17 protein-coding genes are annotated in these 17625 nt (G+C 44.8%); 7 read left to right on the forward strand and 10 right to left on the reverse strand.

The annotated features are described in order from the left end of the window. Nucleotides 1–503: 503 nt before the first annotated feature. Nucleotides 504–1364, forward strand: a complete 861-nt coding sequence (locus tag LN893_RS03895; RefSeq protein WP_229968486.1) for a hypothetical protein — start codon at nt 504–506, stop codon at nt 1362–1364. Nucleotides 1365–1494: 130 nt separating this feature from the next. Here LN893_RS03895 and LN893_RS03900 read toward each other — a convergent pair whose 3' ends face one another. Beyond that, complete coding sequence (locus LN893_RS03900) at nt 1495–1725, reverse strand: hypothetical protein (RefSeq protein ID WP_229968487.1); 231 nt, start codon at nt 1723–1725, stop codon at nt 1495–1497. 122 nt (nt 1726–1847) lie between these two features. On the opposite strand from LN893_RS03900, the gene LN893_RS03905 reads away from it, so the two are divergent. Beyond that, entirely contained in the window at nt 1848–2717 is an 870-nt protein-coding gene (locus LN893_RS03905) for an SDR family oxidoreductase (protein WP_229968488.1), read from the forward strand. 269 nt (nt 2718–2986) lie between these two features. Here the strand turns inward: LN893_RS03905 and LN893_RS03910 are convergent, their stop codons facing one another. Beyond that, nucleotides 2987–4840 (reverse strand): hypothetical protein, encoded by a 1854-nt coding sequence (locus tag LN893_RS03910; protein ID WP_229968489.1) that lies wholly within the window; start codon nt 4838–4840, stop codon nt 2987–2989. Between the two features lie 584 nt (nt 4841–5424). On the opposite strand from LN893_RS03910, the gene LN893_RS03915 reads away from it, so the two are divergent. Continuing rightward, nucleotides 5425–5616 (forward strand): cold-shock protein, encoded by a 192-nt coding sequence (locus tag LN893_RS03915; protein ID WP_229968490.1) that lies wholly within the window; start codon nt 5425–5427, stop codon nt 5614–5616. 79 nt (nt 5617–5695) lie between these two features. Here the strand turns inward: LN893_RS03915 and LN893_RS03920 are convergent, their stop codons facing one another. From LN893_RS03920 to LN893_RS03930, 3 genes are all read right to left on the reverse strand, one after another. After that, nucleotides 5696–6790 carry an endonuclease/exonuclease/phosphatase family protein gene (locus LN893_RS03920; RefSeq protein ID WP_229968491.1) on the reverse strand — a complete coding sequence of 365 codons (1095 nt, stop codon included), beginning with the start codon at nt 6788–6790 and terminating at the stop codon, nt 5696–5698. Between the two features lie 177 nt (nt 6791–6967). Then, nucleotides 6968–7438 carry a gliding motility lipoprotein GldH gene (locus LN893_RS03925; RefSeq protein ID WP_229968492.1) on the reverse strand — a complete coding sequence of 157 codons (471 nt, stop codon included), beginning with the start codon at nt 7436–7438 and terminating at the stop codon, nt 6968–6970. After that, nucleotides 7431–8861 (reverse strand): PSP1 domain-containing protein, encoded by a 1431-nt coding sequence (locus tag LN893_RS03930; RefSeq protein WP_229968493.1) that lies wholly within the window; start codon nt 8859–8861, stop codon nt 7431–7433. The genes LN893_RS03925 and LN893_RS03930 overlap by 8 nt, the downstream gene beginning before the upstream one ends. Nucleotides 8862–9083: 222 nt before the next feature. On the opposite strand from LN893_RS03930, the gene LN893_RS03935 reads away from it, so the two are divergent. The 3 genes from LN893_RS03935 (at nt 9084) to LN893_RS03945 (ending at nt 11883) form a co-directional block, all read left to right on the forward strand. Next, entirely contained in the window at nt 9084–10499 is a 1416-nt protein-coding gene (locus LN893_RS03935; protein WP_229968494.1) for a lipopolysaccharide biosynthesis protein, read from the forward strand. Nucleotides 10500–10650: 151 nt separating this feature from the next. Continuing rightward, a complete protein-coding gene (locus LN893_RS03940; RefSeq protein ID WP_229968495.1) occupies nt 10651–11523 on the forward strand; it encodes a GNAT family N-acetyltransferase in 873 nt (290 codons plus the stop codon). Nucleotides 11524–11553: 30 nt separating this feature from the next. Then, nucleotides 11554–11883: a DMT family transporter gene (locus tag LN893_RS03945; RefSeq protein WP_229968496.1), complete on the forward strand. Its 330-nt coding sequence runs from the start codon at nt 11554–11556 to the stop codon at nt 11881–11883. 1 nt (nt 11884) lies between these two features. Here the strand turns inward: LN893_RS03945 and LN893_RS03950 are convergent, their stop codons facing one another. From LN893_RS03950 to rsfS, 5 genes are read right to left on the reverse strand one after another with little or no spacing between them, the layout of a single operon-like run. After that, nucleotides 11885–12718 (reverse strand): hypothetical protein, encoded by an 834-nt coding sequence (locus LN893_RS03950; protein ID WP_229968497.1) that lies wholly within the window; start codon nt 12716–12718, stop codon nt 11885–11887. Then, nucleotides 12708–13478 carry a UDP-2,3-diacylglucosamine diphosphatase gene (locus LN893_RS03955; RefSeq protein WP_229968498.1) on the reverse strand — a complete coding sequence of 257 codons (771 nt, stop codon included), beginning with the start codon at nt 13476–13478 and terminating at the stop codon, nt 12708–12710. Before LN893_RS03955 ends, LN893_RS03950 begins: the two co-directional genes overlap by 11 nt. Beyond that, nucleotides 13462–14112, reverse strand: a complete 651-nt coding sequence (locus LN893_RS03960) for a LutC/YkgG family protein (protein WP_229968499.1) — start codon at nt 14110–14112, stop codon at nt 13462–13464. The genes LN893_RS03955 and LN893_RS03960 overlap by 17 nt, the downstream gene beginning before the upstream one ends. An 8-nt stretch (nt 14113–14120) precedes the next feature. Beyond that, nucleotides 14121–16244 (reverse strand): ATP-dependent zinc metalloprotease FtsH, encoded by a 2124-nt coding sequence (ftsH, locus tag LN893_RS03965; RefSeq protein WP_229968500.1) that lies wholly within the window; start codon nt 16242–16244, stop codon nt 14121–14123. Between the two features lie 60 nt (nt 16245–16304). After that, nucleotides 16305–16688 carry a ribosome silencing factor gene (rsfS, locus tag LN893_RS03970; protein WP_229968501.1) on the reverse strand — a complete coding sequence of 128 codons (384 nt, stop codon included), beginning with the start codon at nt 16686–16688 and terminating at the stop codon, nt 16305–16307. Between the two features lie 50 nt (nt 16689–16738). Here rsfS and LN893_RS03975 point away from each other — a divergent pair, with 50 nt between their 5' ends. Continuing rightward, on the forward strand, nt 16739–17488 hold the full coding sequence (locus tag LN893_RS03975) for a biotin--[acetyl-CoA-carboxylase] ligase (RefSeq protein WP_229968502.1): 750 nt from the start codon (nt 16739–16741) through the stop codon (nt 17486–17488). Nucleotides 17489–17625: the final 137 nt, after the last annotated feature.

The following is a 17625-nucleotide window of genomic DNA, read 5'->3' on the forward strand; positions in this document are numbered from 1 at the left end:
TAATTTGCGTACTTGCGCGGGAATCATTCCCGTGCCTATTTACAAGGTCGAGTCTGTGACTCGACCAGCTAGAAGAGTACAGTACGCAATTGCCAAAAAGGCGTAAGAAATATCTTATAGGAAGTATAAGTGTGTATCCAGAATCCACGTAGGATCAGAAGCTACTTTCATTTAGCAGGAGGCACAGCAGACGGAGCAGCCTTTGTTGGGCTCTGTGAGCCCGTAAAGTCGCAGACTCCACATCATAACAAAGTCACGAATCTGGAGATTCGCGCCAGTGTAGAAGGAAAACTGCAGCTGCAGGTCGTGTCTTTCTAACTACAAGCACAAGTTTTAGTAAAACTTAAAGCCAATTTTATGTTGAAAATGCACGTAGAATGTATAAAAAGCCACCATAGCTTCTCTGCCAAAGCGAACTATACTATAACCCCTAAACTTTCTACTTTTCTAACTCCCCAACCCTCTAACTCCTAAACTCTCCAACCCTCTAACTTCCTACAGTTTTGCTCATCAAACTCTTCACCCTTTATGTATACCTGCAGGCGGCCCTCTGCGGCTGTGGCTCCGACAGGCGGAACAGCGATTTCGTCAGGCTACGGAAGAACTATAAAGTGAAGGTACAGCGCATTGGGAAACTGAATTCCAATATACCTGAAAGCTCTGGTCTAGCCCGTGCCTCCGACAGTAGCTTCTGGACGCATGGCGATAGCGGTTCTCCCAGCGAATTTTACTTGTTCAACTTGAAAGGCGAATTGCTGCAGACTTTGCCGCTACAGCTAAAGAACCAGGACTGGGAAGACCTGGCGCAGGATGAGCAAGGGGAGCTTTACATCGGCGACTTTGGCAATAACGAGAATAACCGTCAGAACCTGCAAGTACACCAGCTGCGGCAGGAAACTGGAATTATAGAAAACACCATCCGCTTCCGCTACGCAGATCAAACAGAATTTCCACCGCCGTCATTGCAAGATCGCCACTACGATCTTGAAGGTTTCTTTTACCACGCTGATAGCCTGCACCTTTTCACCAAGAGCCGTGCCTTGCGCCACACCATTACCCGCCACTATAGGTTACCAACATCCGAAGGAAATTATACATTGGAGCCACAAGAGGAACTGCGTGTGAAATCGGCTATAACAGGTGCTGATATTTCTGATGCTAAAGACCAATTTGCCTTGCTAGGCTACGGCAGGTTATACCTGTTTCAGATGGAGGAGGGGCAGGTGAGCTTTAGCGGCAAACGCAGCTGCCTACCTATAGGCAAAACTGGCCAGGCTGAGGCCGTGCTATACCTATCGCCCACGCAACTGCTCATCACGAACGAAAACGGGAAATTTTACCTGGTGACGCTGGAGGAGCGGTAACAATATCTTTACTCATTATCCTATAAAAACTAGCAGTGGTAAGTCTTGTTATAGAGCTGCTTCGCTGCTTGATATACAAGAAACTTCCAGATGATGTTTTAATGATTTAGACGTAACAGTGTGGTAATATTTATTGCTTAATCTTGCTGTTGAATTTAAAACATAAAGAAGCAATATGTAGCAATTCTTTACTTTCTCCCCCTTTTGTACTGTTGATAACTTGGGGTGCTATGGTCCAGGGAATATTTGTGGCTATGAGCGAGGGCAAAACCTTTGATTGGCGAGACTTGGAAATACGAATAAGGGCTGCAGAAAAAGTTAAACTGGCAAAATTAAGATCTACCATTAGTTCATCCTTCATATGTAAACCAGCGGCTACTTCTACGGAGGTAGTCGCTGGTGTTTTATACCATGGGCAATGCACAACTATAACCTTTTTCTATGGCTATAGTTAGAGTACAGTATCAAAATAAAAGAATAACTATGGAAGGAACAGTTCTGGTAACAGGTGCCATGGGCACGGTAGGCCACGAAGTAATAAAGCAATTAGCCGTAAGAGACGGAAAAGTACGTGCAGGAGTACACTCTATCATCAGGGGCGAAAACCTAAAACGACTACCCAATGTGGAGGTGGCAGAAATAGATTTCAAAAACCCTGATTCTCTGCATGCTGCTTTTACACATATAGAAAAAGTATTTTTATTAACGCCTTTTACGCCAGACCAGGTAGAGATGGCAAAGGTGCTGGTGGATGAGGCAAAGCGGGCAGGAGTGAAGCATATTGTACGCTTATCAGTTATGGGGGCAGATGCCGAACCAGGTATACAATTAGGACGCTGGCACCGAGAGGCAGAGGAGTATATTAAGCAAAGCGGTATAGCGTATACTTTTCTCCGTCCTACTTCATTCATGCAAAACATAGTGCACTACCATGCTAATAGCATCAGGGAAGAAGGTAAATTTTATAGCTCTTTAGGCGATGCCAAAGTAAGCTACATTGATGTACGTGATATTGCTTCCGTGGCAGTGGAAGCGCTTAAAGGAGATGGCCACGAAGGAAAAACCTATGACCTGACAAGTGATGAAGCATTAACTTATAAAGAGATTGCTATGATATTGAGCCAGGTAACAGGCAAGGAAATTGAATATGTGGACTTGCCAGAAGATACAGTAAGGCAGGCAATGCTGTCGCAGGGGGCACCTGAATGGCAGACAAATTGTATACAGGAGCTTAACGAAATGTATAAAGCAGGTTATGGCGGAGTTACCACAGATACAGTAAAGCAGATTACAGGCTCAGAACCTCATACTTTCCGAGAGTTTGCTCAGGATTATCAGGAAAGCTTTAAGTAGTTAGAGAGTTGGGGTAGTTTGAGAGTTAGAAAGTTGAAAAGTGCTCTCAACTATAAAATTGGCATCTAAACACTAATATCACCATTCAACAGGAATCTTTAGTGTTTTTAGGAAAATAAAAGGCGCTACTCCGATTTGGAGTAGCGCCTTTTATTTTTATGTCGGACTATACTAGTATACGAACAAATTAGATTTCGGAATAGGCTCTACCTTTGAAATTAACAGGTTTTTTCTAATCCTGATTCCTTGTCTTTAGTTCGGAGAAGCACTTAGTCCATATCTCTGTAGCGGTCGCTTCTGCGGCTTTCGTAGCCATCATTGTCGCTATCATCTTGGCCACGGCGATAGTTCTCGCGTGAGCTAGAGCCTTGGTTATCGCTGTAGTAAGACGTGTTGCTGTCCATAGAACCGTAGCGGCTGTTGTCGCCTCCACGGCCTCCCTGGTTATAACCACCCTCGCGGTAGTTCTGGCCATAGCCATAGGTGTTCTGCCCGAAGTTGCTGCGGTCTGAGTTTCCAGAGCCACTGCCGTAACCATAGCCGCCACTCATGCCACGGCTATAGTTGCTGTCACCATAACCACCTTGCGAGCTTTGGTCTCCGTAGCCCATACGGCGATCCTGGGATGAAGAACCGTAGTAGTTTCCACGGGAGCCTTGGTCTGAAGAACCGTACCCATCGTTATAAGAGCCACCTCTGGAGCCATAACCACCTTGCGAACCGTAACCGCCCTGCATAGAGCTTTGCGAATCCCAGCCTCTTTGTGAGCCATAGTCATCACGATCGTATTCGCCCATGCCTCTAGACGAACCGTAGCCCATAGAGCCGTAACGGCCTGAAATGCCACCATATTGGCCTTGGTTTTCAGATCTTCCTGAGTCTCCAGTATTTGGGTTTCTTCTGCGTTCTGTACCGTAATCTGTTCCATAGTCGCCGTAGCTACCGAATCTTCCATGGTCGTTTTCATCTCTGAAAGAGCCGCCACGGTTTTGGTTATAAACACCGCCCTGATCATTCATGGTGCGGTAATCATCGTTTCTTGAAGCAAAAGAACCATAGTCGCCTTGGTATCCATAACCGCCTTGGTTGCCGTAGCCACCTTGGTCTCTGTAGTTATTGCCGCCACCTTGGAAGCCTTGGTCGCCGTACCCTCTTGTGCTTGCTCTGTAGCCACCGCCATAGTTGCCGTAGTTGCTACTTGTGCCGCTTTGGTAGCTGCCATAGTTGCCTTGCGAAGAATTACCCTGTGTGCCGAAAGCACCAGATGTGCCACCAGAAATCATACCGCCCTGGCGGTCGCCTTCTCGGTCTTGATAACCTCCCTGCAGGCCGCCCCTACTAGCTCCAAAATCCTGGTCTTGGTATCTTACACGGTTGCCTTCCATGCCGCCCTGACTGCCGTAGTTAAAGCCGCCTAAAGAGCCCTGGCCACTGCCATAGTTACCCTGGCTTGCACCATAGCTTCCGCTTTGGCCACCGCCATAATCATTTTGCTGCGACTCGTTAAAGCCATTGCTGGTGCCATAACCTCTTTGCATGTTACCACCCTGCGAAGAAGAACCGTAGTCGCCTTGATAGCCATAGCCACTCTGGCCGCCATAGTTGCTGTTCTGAGAGCCGTAACCATAGCCACCTTGTGAGCCATAGCCGCTTTGGCTGCCTTGGCTACTCCAGCTATTCTGGTTGTTGTTATCCGAATCGCCGCCGCCACTGCTCAGAGAACCGTAGTTACCTGTTGTGCTTCGCTGGCTGCTTCTGTCTAAACTCTTGTTGTTATCATCGCTGTCGTTGTCGCTAGTATTGTTACTAGAGGTGCTGGCTGTTATGCCATTAGACGCCTTAGATGCTTTTGAACTCTTAGAGTCGGTTGACTTTCCTTCTTTGTCAGGTGTTTTACTTTCTTTTTTAGCAGATGTGCTTGAAGAAGAAGTGCTTGCCTTAGTAGTAGAAGACTTTGCTGTAGAATCTGTTGCTTTACTACTTCCTGAGTTAGAAGATGTAGCAGAGGCGGTTGGAGTATTTGAGGTACTGGAATCTGTACTTGATGTTGTATTAGAAGAATCGCCCGAGCTTAAATTATTGCTCGTTTGATCTGTGTTTTGATTTTTTTCGTTTTCTTTCATAGTTAAGATCTCCTAAATTTTGTTTGTTAATAGTTAATTGCACCTTTTTTTAAGGTTGGAAGTGTAGTTGTGTAGCTATATAAATTAGGTTAAGACACATCAGAAATAGGTGTTTGTCCTCCTTAGTTTGTGGGGTTAACTGTTTTTAACTATACGAACCGTGGGAGGGAGGGTTATTGCTATATTGTTGTGTATCAGTGTCAGTTTTAAGCACCTTTGTTTGAGAACAACTGGGGTTTTGTGCTAAACATCTGGGTTAAAATTCACCTTTTGGTGAAGTTGGATAAGTGCTTAACAAGTGCTGGTACAGCAAGCTTACTACATACGATAGCGGAGAAAAACAGCTAGAGCCTTAAGTTCTGAATCTGGTAAAATGCGAGGGTGTAAGAGGTGCCTGAGGCTGTTGCTTGTAGAGCTTACTTGGGGGCTTTCAACTTGCCTATATCCTTGATATAAAGCAAGTTGAAAGCTGTTTTTAGAGGTTAAATTTAATTTTTTTAGGTTTATTTTCACTATTTTATGTGATAATGAGTTTATTCCAAAGTAATTATTACCTTTGCTTTAGTTATTATAAATTCATTATCATGAAAACAGGTAAAGTAAAATTCTACAACGTATCTAAAGGCTTCGGCTTCATCGTAGCTGACGATACAAACCAAGACATCTTTGTTCACCAGACTGGTTTGATCCACGAGATACGTGAGAATGACCGTGTGTCTTTCGAAGTGAAAGATGGCAAAAAAGGATTGAATGCTATCAACGTAGAGAAAATCTAATTTCTTTTGTTCAAGATATAAGTTACCGCCAGGTACTCATTCCTTCTATTTTAACCCGCTCTGCCCAGAGCGGGTTTTTTTACTTTATATCATCCTCGGTCTTTTCTTTATTTTTCTCTTCTCCTTTTTCCATCCCTTCTTCAATCAGTTCCTCAGCCTCCTCATAGCTTTCTTTATCAGCCATTGGGTGTTTTTGCTCTCTCTCGTGCAGCGGCTCATAATTAAGGGTTATAGCTATCGGAAAATGATCTGACCCGAACTTTGGCAAGCGCCGAAGACTTACTAAACGGAATTCTGCTTCATAGAAAACATGGTCTAACGGATAGCGGAAGATTGGAACAAAGGCATTATAGGTATTGTAAAAGCCACGACCCACGCGTGGGTCTATCATACAGCTGATCTGCTTAAACAGCTTTGTTGTTTTAGACCAGGCTACATCGTTCAGGTCGCCTGCTACAACACTGGCATAAGGCGTTTCCTTGGCTTTTTTAGCCACAAGCAAAAGTTCTGCTTCTCTTGTCTCGGTGTTCTGCATTAGCCTTGGCGGCTGCGGGTGTACCGTAAAAAGATCGAACTTTTTACCACTTGGTAGTTCTACTATGGTGTAAAAGGAGGGAATACCATCCTCAATCAAGTTGTGTATCTCGCTGTTTATTAATTTAAACTTGCTGTAGAGCATCATGCCGTAGGTGTTTTCCTGCGGCTTCTTAATGGCGTACGGGTAAAGGTTATCTAGCTTTTTTCTTACGCTCTGATGCCATGCTTCATTCGGCTCGTTCATCACAAGCATGTCAGGGTTTTCCTGCAGCACCAGGTTCAGGAACTTCTCATGTTTTTTGTTCGACATCCTTACGTTCGCAATCATTAAAGTAAATGCGTTGGCAGGCTTCTGCTGCTTTGTTCGTAGCGCCTCTACTTTAACAATAGGTGTGAAATTAATGATGAACCTAACCTCGTTGAGGATAGCCAAAGCCCATAATACAAGCATGGCAACCTCAAGGGTACTGCCAGCACTAAACAAGGCCACATATGCCACAAGAACAGCTGTTAAGATAAGCGCAACATGAAAACGCGGAAAATCCAGAACCCTGATCCACCACTGTGGCGATTTTATCAGAGGCAAGAATGAAAAAACGGTTAGTACAAAACCTAATATGATGAGGGTGAACTTCATGCTATAATTAACTACAAATAATATGAATGGCTTAGGCTAGGGTGCCGAGATAACCAAGCCGTTTGAATTATCTATAGCTACGTAAAAGATAGGCTGTAGGTGAAAAATTATATTTATAAACAAAAGCCCCGCCTTCTTTGTGAAGGCGGGGCTTTTGTTTATAAATATAACTGAAGCTTATTCAGGCGTGGCCACTCGCACACCTACCGACAATATGTTTGCAAGCGGATCGCGGCGCATGTACTGCGTAAGCTTTAGTTGGTAAGTACCTGTTTTGGGAAACGTCACATTTTTTAAAGCAAGTGCCTGTAAATCGAAAATATCGCTAGAGCCCTTCCCGAGGGGTTTACCTGTTTTAGAATCCATCAGATCTAACTCATGCAGCTGAGAGGACATTACATTGCCGTCTGGGCCTATGAGTTGGTGCCGCATGTATAGGTTATAGAACTCGTACTCCAGGTTGTAGCGCACATTAAAATAAATATTATACTGTTGCGTCGTATCCTGTATCTCGAAAGAGAACACGGGCGCATTATCTACAGCCCAATTCCCTTCTTCTAAATCTACATTTTCTTCAAAAATGCGTTGAGGATCGCAACTGGTAAGCAGTAGCAAAGCCACTGCCAGCATTACTACACTTCTAAGCATCGTTCCGTGGCTTTGTCTGGTCAGGCTTTTTCCCTTTAAATGGTCTGCGCGACTTGTTTTTCTTAGGCCCTTGCTGTGCGCCTCCAGCCTCCGCAGTGCTATTATTAGGTTGTGCCTGGCTTACTGCTGCCGTTGCTGGTTGTGCTGGCCTAGAACCTGCGTTAGCGTTGCCCTCCTTATTTTTATTTTTGAAAGGCTTTGGCTTTCTCGGCCTTTGTTCCTGCGGCCTAGCTTCTGTAGCAGTGGCTGCTGCCTTGTTTTCTCTAGCCTGCTGTGCAGGTTGCTGAGCGGGGGCATTAGCACCTGCGTTAGGCTTCTTTTTCTTCTTTTTCTTTTTCTTGAATTTGTCGTCGAGTCGCTCTAAGCTTCCTTCTACCTGTGCTACAAATTCATTCTGCTTTGGCTCAGCTGGGGCCTCCAATACCAATGATTCTACGGCTACACCTTTGGTGTTTTGCTCCAGAATTTCCTGCACACGCTCTACTGGTACTGGGTACCAGTTATTGTCGCCCCTAAAGCCAAACCACATCATTCTCTTAAAGATGTCGGTTTTTTGCAGGAAAGCGTCTCCCATCTTTGTCTGCAGCGGTCGGCTTACGGTTGGTATGTCCTTCAGCGCATCCATATACGTCTCCAACTCATAGTTCAGGCAGCACTTCAGGCGGCCACACTGCCCCGAAAGCTTGCTCGGGTTAAGCGACAGGTTCTGGTAACGGGCCGCTGTGGTAGACACGCTCTTAAAATCGGTGAGCCAGGTAGAGCAGCAAAGCTCTCTTCCGCATGAACCTATACCGCCTAATCGTCCAGCTTCGTGGCGCAGGCTTATCTGGCGCATTTCAATACGCACTTTAAACTCTTCTGCCAGTTTCTTAATCAACTCCCTGAAGTCAACACGGTCATCGGCAGAGTAAAAGAACGTAGCTTTCGACTTATCGGCCTGATACTCTACATCCGAAAGCTTCATCCTAAGCCCGAGCTGCTGTACAATTTCTCGACTACGGTACATGGTGCCGCTTTCAAGGTCTCGCACCTCGTTAAACTTCTCCATGTCCTTTTCGTTGGCAATGCGGTAGATGGTGCGAATCTCTTCGTTGTTATCTACTTTCTTTTTAAGCATTTGCAAACGCACCAACTCTCCCTTAAGGGAAACATGGCCTATATGATGTCCATTTGGCACGTCCACCACCACGGCATCTCCAGTTGTCAGGTCGAGCCTGTTTATATTACGAAAGAAGTCTTTGCGACCTCCTTTAAAACGAACTTCTACTATATCAAACTCCTCAAACGAAACGGGTAATTCCATATCGCTGAGCCAGTCGAATACATTTAAACGGTTACAGCCTCCCGTGCTGCATCCGCCGTTGCTTTTGCAGCCACCAGGTTTGGTGCCACATCCGCCACTAGAACACGAACTACATCCCACAGTTTTATCTCCTTATATAGCTAGACTAATGTCTGGTTTTCAATTTAGTTAATTAACAAATATAATAATTTTTTAGGCTTCTGCTGTAGCCTAGGTTTTGTGGCAACACGCAAATTGCGTTTTTAGTGCGATATAATTGTTAAAACGGAGGCTAAACATGCATAACGCGATAAAAACAAGTGGTGTAGAGCATTGCTGAAAATTTAAGTATAATTTTAGGCAATGCTTCGGAAGTTAATATCGCATGCGGCTATTTATGGGTTGGCGGCACAAATGCCACGGATGGCAGGCGTGCTGGTGCTTCCGATTATTACCCAATACCTAACGCCTGCCGATTACGGAGTGGCTGGCGTTGTGCTCGCTTATGTGTCTGCTTTAGCCATGCTGCAGTCGCTGGGGCTTTCGGTAGTGCTGGTAAATAGCTTTTCTCGCTACCCAACCCGTTTCCGATGGATCTGGCGGCAGTTGTACGGGTTTATCTCGGTGTGGGCGCTGCTTTATGGGGTGCTGATGGGAGTTGTTATTTTCTTTCTTGTTCCTGAAGAGGCTGCTGCGCACCGCCTGCAGATTGCATTACTGTACTGTTTGCCCATTATGTTCTTCAGCAGCACCGAAACACAGGCAAGTCTTTTTTACCAGTTGTCGCAGCGGCCGTTCCCTATAGCACTTCGCTCTTTTGTGGTAGGCGCGGTAGGCGTAAGTCTAAATCTTTATACCATAGCTTACCTAAAACTGGGCTATATGGGCTGGTTTTATGCCCATTTTTTCTCGTTGGCATCTGGTTTCTTACTCAACAGCTACTACGTTTATGTAAGGGAAAAGCTTTGGCCTATCTTTAATTTTAGGTGGCATCGCATAGTTAGTTCTTTAAAGGTGTCTTTGCCTGTAGTGCCACATAGCTTGTCGTTTATTTTTCTGGATACCTCAGACAGGTTGGTTATGGATGTGCTGGGTGTGCCACTGCGAAGGATTGGTTTGTACAATGTTGCCTCCAGCTTTGGCGGATACTTTATGATTGCCTCTGGTGCTATTGTTCAGGCTGCTTCTCCTTTCTATTTTAGTTACTATGCACAGCGCACCAAGAGCGCGGCCATACAGGCCCGTAACATGACCTTTGCCATGCAGTTGCTTTTTTTGCTAGCCACTACAGGCATCTGTTTATGGATGAAGGAAATTTTCGTGCTTCTGATCAGGAACGAGGCACTGCAGCAGGCATATCCTATAGCTATTATTATTTTGATGGGGTACAATTTCAGGCCTTTGTATACAGCCGTCATTAATTTCCTTACCTACCACGAGTTTACAGGAAAGCTCTGGAAAATATCAGGAGTGGCGGCAGCGGGCAACATTGTATTGAACTTTATACTTGTACCCATATGGGGAATTGAGGCGGCGGCCTTTACCACTTTTGCTGCTCTTATGTACATGGGCTTTGCTGGGTACATGCTGAAGGAGTACAGAGAATTGGCAATGGCTCCTTATTACCCAGGACTGTGGCTTGTGCTTATTATCGTGGCTCTTTGCTCAGTTTATATGCTGATGGATATTGCGTTTTGGTATAAAGTAAACATAACAGCTGCTGCAGGACTTATAGCTGTAGGTGTGTTTTTAGTTTACAGAAAGAGGTTAGGGTGGTAGAGTCAGCATAGGTTATTTCTGCTTAGCCTTTCTAAGGTAACTTCTTGCTATGGACGCGATTTCTAAATTGACCGTAGAATAAATAGAGAAAACGCTACAGTAACTCCTAATTTTGCAGGCAATAAACTACTGTACATACAAACCTAACACTATGGAAAAGATTCATTTCTCCTTTTTAAGCGAAAAAGAGGTACCTGCTCTGCACGATGCTTTTATGGCTGCTTTTGCAGATTATGTAGTGCCCATAAAGCTAAACCGAGAGCAGTTTAAGGCAAAGCTGAAGCGAGAAGGTGTTGAGCCTGCTTTCTGTGTAGCAGCGTATGCAGGTGCTGAGATTGTCGGTTTTATACTGACAGGTTTAGGAGAGTGGGAGGGTAAGCCTACTGCCTATAATGCAGGTACAGGTGTGTTGCCTGCTTACCGTGGGCAGGCACTAACACGGCAGATGTACAGCTTCTTGTTACCTAAGCTGCGCAAGAGTGGTGTAGAGCAATGCTTACTGGAGGTAATAAAAGGGAATGAACCAGCTCTTAGTTCTTACCAAAAAGTAGGCTTCACTCAAACACGGTTGCTCGACTGCTTCCGTGGTGTGAAGGAGGAAATTTTACTGTCAAAAGAAGCTTTTCCAGAGGGTATAACTATAGTGGAAGTGGCTAGCCCCAACTGGAATCCCTACCATTGCTTTTGGGATGCGATGCCAACGTGGCAGAACACGTCTCAGTCTATCAAAAGAAGCATAGAAAGAACGGTTGTTTTAGAGGCACATGTTGCGCAGCAGGAATTAGTCGGATACATTGCGTTTTTTCCGCACAATGGTGCCGTAGTGCAGTTTGCAGTAGATCAAACTAAACGAAATGAGGGCGTAGGAACAGTGCTGTTGCAGGAGGCAATGCGCTTAAGTGCGTCTGCCAGTATGTTGTTTATTAATGTTGATGTTAGGTCAACAACCCTAATTAATTTTTTGGAAAGGCGACATTTTACAAAAGTGCTGCAGCAGTACGAGATGTTATTGCCGCTAGACTAAAAATTATACCTGAAACGACAAAAATAGAAAATGAATACAGCGTGGTTTTACCTGATTTTGGCAGGACTTTGTGAGATAGGCTGGGCTTTTGGGCTAAAGTATAGTGAAGGCTTTAGTAAACCATGGGTAAGCTTAGTTACTGTAATTGTTATGATTTTGAGCTTTATGCTGCTGTCGCAAGCCATGAAGGTACTGCCTTTGGGCACAGCCTATGCTATTTGGACGGGAATAGGGGCAGCAGGGACAGCTATTTTGGGTATTGTTTTCCTGAACGAGCCAAAAGACCTGATGCGTATACTTTGCCTGCTGATGATTATAGCAGGTGTAGTGGGCTTGAAGTTCTTTTCGGAGGCAAACTAGGCTACCGCTTCAGGGTGTACACATCTAGCTGCTTCTGCGAAAATAGGTAAGCATATTCATTGCTGACTAACGCTGCAGTATATTGTTTCGCCGCTGGGAGTTTGATAACCTGCTCCTGTTGCTGATAGAGATTGCGGAAGTGCAGTTTATCTTCTTTTACAAAGTATAGTTCGTTGTCGCTGAAGCCTATGTAGTTTATACCTTCATAAGGAAGCTTTTGCTTATAGTTGCCGAGGTTATCGAACACATAAATGCCTGCGTTGGCATCCAGCATATAAAGCATGTTCTGGTATTCACGCAGTTGGCGCACATCAAACTGTTCCCTATCCAATATCAGTTCTAAGGAAGTCTCAATAGCTTTAGAACCTCTCTGGATATCAAGCTTGCTGAGGGTAAACTCTGTTTCGTTAAAGAGCCAGAGGTTATCGTCAGAAGAAATAGAGGCGACCCTTACCATTCCTGTATAGTCGTAGTCTGAAAGCCTTGTGCTGGTAATTGGGCGCAGAAAACGGTCCAATAGTGCTACTTCCTGCCTGTCTTGGTAAAACAGCATGATCTTCATAGGGTTCCATGCTTCGATGGCTGTTATTCTGCCACGCGTTCGTGGTGAATAGGTATCCAGCGGGCGGCCCTGTGCATCCAAGCGCAAGAGGTTACGCTTTGCGTCTAGCAGGTATAAATTACCGTTGCGGTCTTGTGAAATAGCTGAAGCGGAAGTGATAGGAGTGCTGTGGCTATAAGTTAACTGTGCTTGCTCCTGAGCCACAACAGTTGTTGCTAATGGCTGCAGCAGGCATAGTAGCAGCAGGCATAAAAGGTATTGCTTAGCCTTCAAAGGTCTCTAATTTTAAGGTTGCACCGTCGTATACCCCGTACGTGCAAAAATTGACCCATTCTCCCAGGTTCATGTAGCGGCTGTTGCCTCCTACGGGCAAATCGAGCGGTAGGTGGCGGTGCCCGAAGATATAATAGTCGTGGTGCTGCTTAGCTTCTACTTCTTTGCTGTACTGCATCAGCCACTCATCTTCTCCCAAAAAGGATTCATCCTTTTTCTGGTTACTGATGCGGCTTCTCCTTGACCACATATTTGCTACGCCGATACCTAAATTTGGGTGGATACGTGCAAAGAGCCATTGGCAGGCTTTGTTCGCAAACACTTTCTTTAGTACTTTATAGGTATGGTCGCCAGGGCCAAGGCCATCGCCGTGGCCAATGTAAAAGCTTTGCCCATTGATGGTGGTGGAAATAGGATGGCGCAGAATCGGGATGTTAAGCTCTTCTGTGAAGTAATCGAACATCCACATGTCATGGTTTCCCGTGAAAAATAGTACTGGTATACCTGCGTCCGTTATTTCTGCTAGTTTCCCAATCAACCTCACATATCCTTTTGGAATAGCATGTTTGTACTCGAACCAAAAGTCGAAAATATCGCCAACCAATAAAATTGCAGCTGCATCTTGCTTGGCCATATCAAGCCAACGGACTATTTTCTGTTCTCGGGCACGGCTAACTTCGGCATTGGGTACTCCTAAATGGAAATCGGAGGCAAAATATACTTTCTTGCCTGGTGCAAGTTGGTTAATGCGGAAGGTCATCAATTAAGAATAATACAAGCTGTCGGGGGCCATGTGCGCCCATTACAAGCGTTTTTTCAATATCGGCGGTGCGGCTGGGGCCACTCACCAGCGAAACCATAGAGGGGTAACGCTCTTTATGCCTGTTTTTCACAATCAGTAGTCCATCTTTTATATCGGGTACTAACTGGCTTGCCTTGGCCACCACTATGTGGGTGGCGGGGTAAATGCTTAACCTGCGGCCTCCTGCATTAGCTGAACTTATTAAGATGCTGCCAGTGCGTGTAATAAGTGCTTCGCAGGTAGTTAAACCAGCATCAGCCTTTTGTATAAAGTTTTCTTCATCTGCTTTATAATCTATACCTGCATGGTATAAAATGTTCTGCAGATTTTGCTCCCACACAAAAAGGTTTTCCAGGTTCTGCTCCTTCTTGTATGTAAAAAGCTGATCGAAGAAGTCTTCTTCATTCTCACAGTAAATAAAAGTGCCGCTGTTTCTTACAAAGCTTTCCGCGAACAAGATAGACATGTCATCGGTAAGTTCGGGGTGCAACGGCGAGGTAAAATCAGGAGTAGGAGGCAGAAAAGGCGCTGACTTAGCCAGCGCCTCTCTAACTCTTCTTAATACTATTTCTTTAGATTTGGCCTCGTACATACGTGTAATTAGGCAATTCTAGAGTTTGGTGAATTATTTGGTTCTGATGGTGTATCGCCGCCCAGTGGTGTGCCTGGCACGTTGCCTTCCTGCTGTTCAGGATGCTGTGTAAGGCCACGCTCTACTGGAAACTGCGGATCTACTTCACTTTTTGTTTTGCTTCGGTCTGTACCTGCAGTGTGCGCCTGATACGTTGTTAGCTCCTCAAACGGGCGAGGACCTACTAAACGCTCCAGATCACTTTGGAACAGAATTTCCTTATCAAGCAGTTCCTGCGATACAAGCTCTAACTCATGACGTTTGTCGGTAAGCAGTTGCTTGGTGCGGATATAAGCCGCCTCAATAATGCTTCTTACTTCCTGGTCTATGGTTTCGGCTGTTGCCTCAGAATAAGGCTTACTAAACGTCATATCAGACTGCTTTGAGTCGTAGAACGATACGTTACCGATTTTAGAGTTCATACCATACATGGTTACAATGCTGTAAGCCATTTTTGTAATACGCTCCAGGTCACTTAAAGCACCCGTAGAGATTTTGCCGAAAACTAGTTCTTCGGCTGCACGGCCACCAAGTGCCATACACATCTCATCAATCAACTGCTCAGTTGTATACAAAAACTGTTCTTTCGGCAGATACTGTGCATAACCCAGCGCAGCTACACCACGCGGCACGATACTTACTTTTACCAACGGATCGGCATGCTCTAGGAACCAGCCTGCAATGGCGTGACCAGCCTCGTGGTAAGCAACAATCTTCTTCTCTCCTGGAGAAATGATCTTGTTCTTCTTCTCTAGACCACCAATCACACGGTCAATGGCATCGTTGAAGTCCTGTTGGTCAACTGCTTTCTTGTTTCTACGAGCAGCTATCAGAGCAGCTTCGTTACAAACGTTAGCAATTTCGGCACCTGCAAAACCAGGAGTCTGCGCTGCCAATTTCTTAGCATCTACATCTGGAGCCAGTGTAATAGGGCCCAAGTGCACATTAAATATTTCGGTACGTCCGTTAATGTCTGGCTTGTCTATACTTACCTGGCGGTCGAAACGGCCTGGGCGAAGCAAGGCAGAGTCAAGCGTATCAGGTCGGTTAGTAGCGGCTAAGATGATAACACCTGAATCCGTTGCGAAACCATCCATCTCCACTAGCAGGGAGTTCAGCGTGTTCTCACGTTCGTCGTTTCCGCCTGGCTGTTGGCCACGGCTACGGTGGCGACCGATGGCATCAATCTCATCTATGAAGATAATACATGGAGCCTTGGCTTTCGCCTGCTTAAACAAGTCACGTACACGGGCAGCACCCACACCCACAAACATCTCCACAAAGTCAGAACCTGAAAGCGAGAAGAAAGGCACGTCTGCTTCGCCTGCAACTGCTTTAGCAAGCAAGGTTTTACCTGTTCCTGGAGGGCCTACAAGCAAAGCTCCCTTAGGAATTTTACCACCAAGTATGGTAAACTTTGTTGGGTTCTTCAGAAATTCTACAATTTCCTGTACTTCCTCTTTCGCTTCTTCAAGGCCAGCCACATCTTTGAACGTGATTTTTACCTTGTTTTCAGCATCAAAAAGCGCTGCTTTAGACTTGCCGATGTTAAAGATTTGGCCACCTGCACCACCTGATGTCACGCGGCGCATCAGGAACCAGAAACCAAACAACAACAGAATCAGAAAGCCCCACTGAAAGAAGAAATCTGCAAAGCCAGTGCGCGAAACTACTTCGTATGCTACGCGCTGGTCACGCGGCACATTCTCTTGCAGGCTGTCTAAATCTTCTTTAAAAATTTCTGGAGAGATAATCTGAAAGTGAAACTGAGGACCATTATCCATGGTCAAAGACCCACGGTTATCCAACAGACCCTTATACTTATCATTCTGAAGTGCGTCCTCTTTCATGTACACTTCCACCGTTTTTTCATTTACAATCGACAATCTCCTAACATCGTTGCTAAGCAACATTTCCTCAAACTGAGGCTGCGTAATGTTAACAGACGCATTATTGGTGTTTAACCAGGTTAAACCGAAAATAAGCAGAATCAGCACCGCTAGCATCCACAACTGCATAGTTGGCCGTGGAGGCGTAGTCGGGATCATTGGCTTTTTCTTCTTGTTATTCCCTTTATTTTTATTTTCTGCCATGTATAATTAAGTTTCAAACATATAAGAAACATAAACCCTCCCTAAATGTTCGGGTGTGATTTATCGTGCGGTTTCAGAATCTACGTGTTGGATGCTAGCATCGCCCCATAATTCTTCTAACGCATAAAATGATCTTTTTTCTTTCAAAAAGACATGTGCTACTACGTCTACATAGTCTAACAACACCCATTCTTTGTTCATGCGGCCTTCACTCTGCCAAGGATTTTGGCGAATAGCTTTAAAAACTTCTTCTTCTATAGAGGTAGCTATGGCGTCGAGTTGAGTATCGGAACTGGCTGAAGCTATTACAAAGTAGTCTGAGACGGCGTTTTTAAGTGATTTAAGGTTTAATACGACAATATCGGTGGCTTTTCTTTCCTTCATGCCTTTTACAACAAGCTCTGCCAATATGTCTGAATTTGCCTCAACCTTGCTTTGTTTCATTTGTGATCTTTAAATTTGATGTACAAAAGTATTAAATTCTCTATTAATGTATGGTGCCTAATACGCTCTTTGTAGGCCAGCAGCTATATTTTCTGCCAGTTTGTGAATCTACGAACACAGAGGCCCACTTGCTTCTTAACAAAAATGAAGCCACAGAAGGTTGCACCGTCATAACGAAGGAGCAAACGAAAGGACGTGGACAGCGTGGTAACGTTTGGGAGGCGGAGCCTGGTATGAACATTACGCTTTCTGTAATTCTGTCACCGTCTTTTCTGCTTGTCAGGCAACAGTTTTACCTGAACATGGCTGTATCGTTGGCTGTACTTGACCTGCTGCACGAATTTGGCGCAGACAAGGCAAAGGTAAAATGGCCGAACGATATATTTTTTGAAGATAAGAAACTTGGTGGGATTCTAATAGAAAACACCATAAATAGTCAATCCATACAACATAGTATAGTTGGGATTGGTTTAAATGTAAATCAACAAGATTTCGGCTATACTACGGCAACATCGCTGGCAAAGATTCTTAAAAATCCACTTGGTTTGGAAAGGGTTACTGTGCGCCTGCTCGAAATATTAGAAAAGCGGTACCTGGAATTACGCAACAACAAACTGACGAAGCTGAAATATGAGTACCTACAGGCGCTGTACCGCTACCAAGAGGTGCATGTGTTCGAGGTAGAAAACCAGCGGGTAAAAGGATGTATAGCGGGAGTTGCCGAAGATGGCCGACTGGCCGTGGAAATTGATAAAGAACTCAAACACTTTGATTTTAAGGAAATTAGCTATGTTTTCTGAGGAGATATAGCTGTAATATTTTATCTTCTTTTGTAAAGAGATAAGTGCTTTTTGAAAGCAGATATTAAATTTTCAATCTGTTTATCTTTTAAAGGTTTAGAGGCTGTTTTTATTTGTTTGGATAAAAAAGCAGGTGT

Source organism: Pontibacter harenae, assembly GCF_020907245.1.
GTDB classification, from domain to species: domain Bacteria; phylum Bacteroidota; class Bacteroidia; order Cytophagales; family Hymenobacteraceae; genus Pontibacter; species Pontibacter harenae.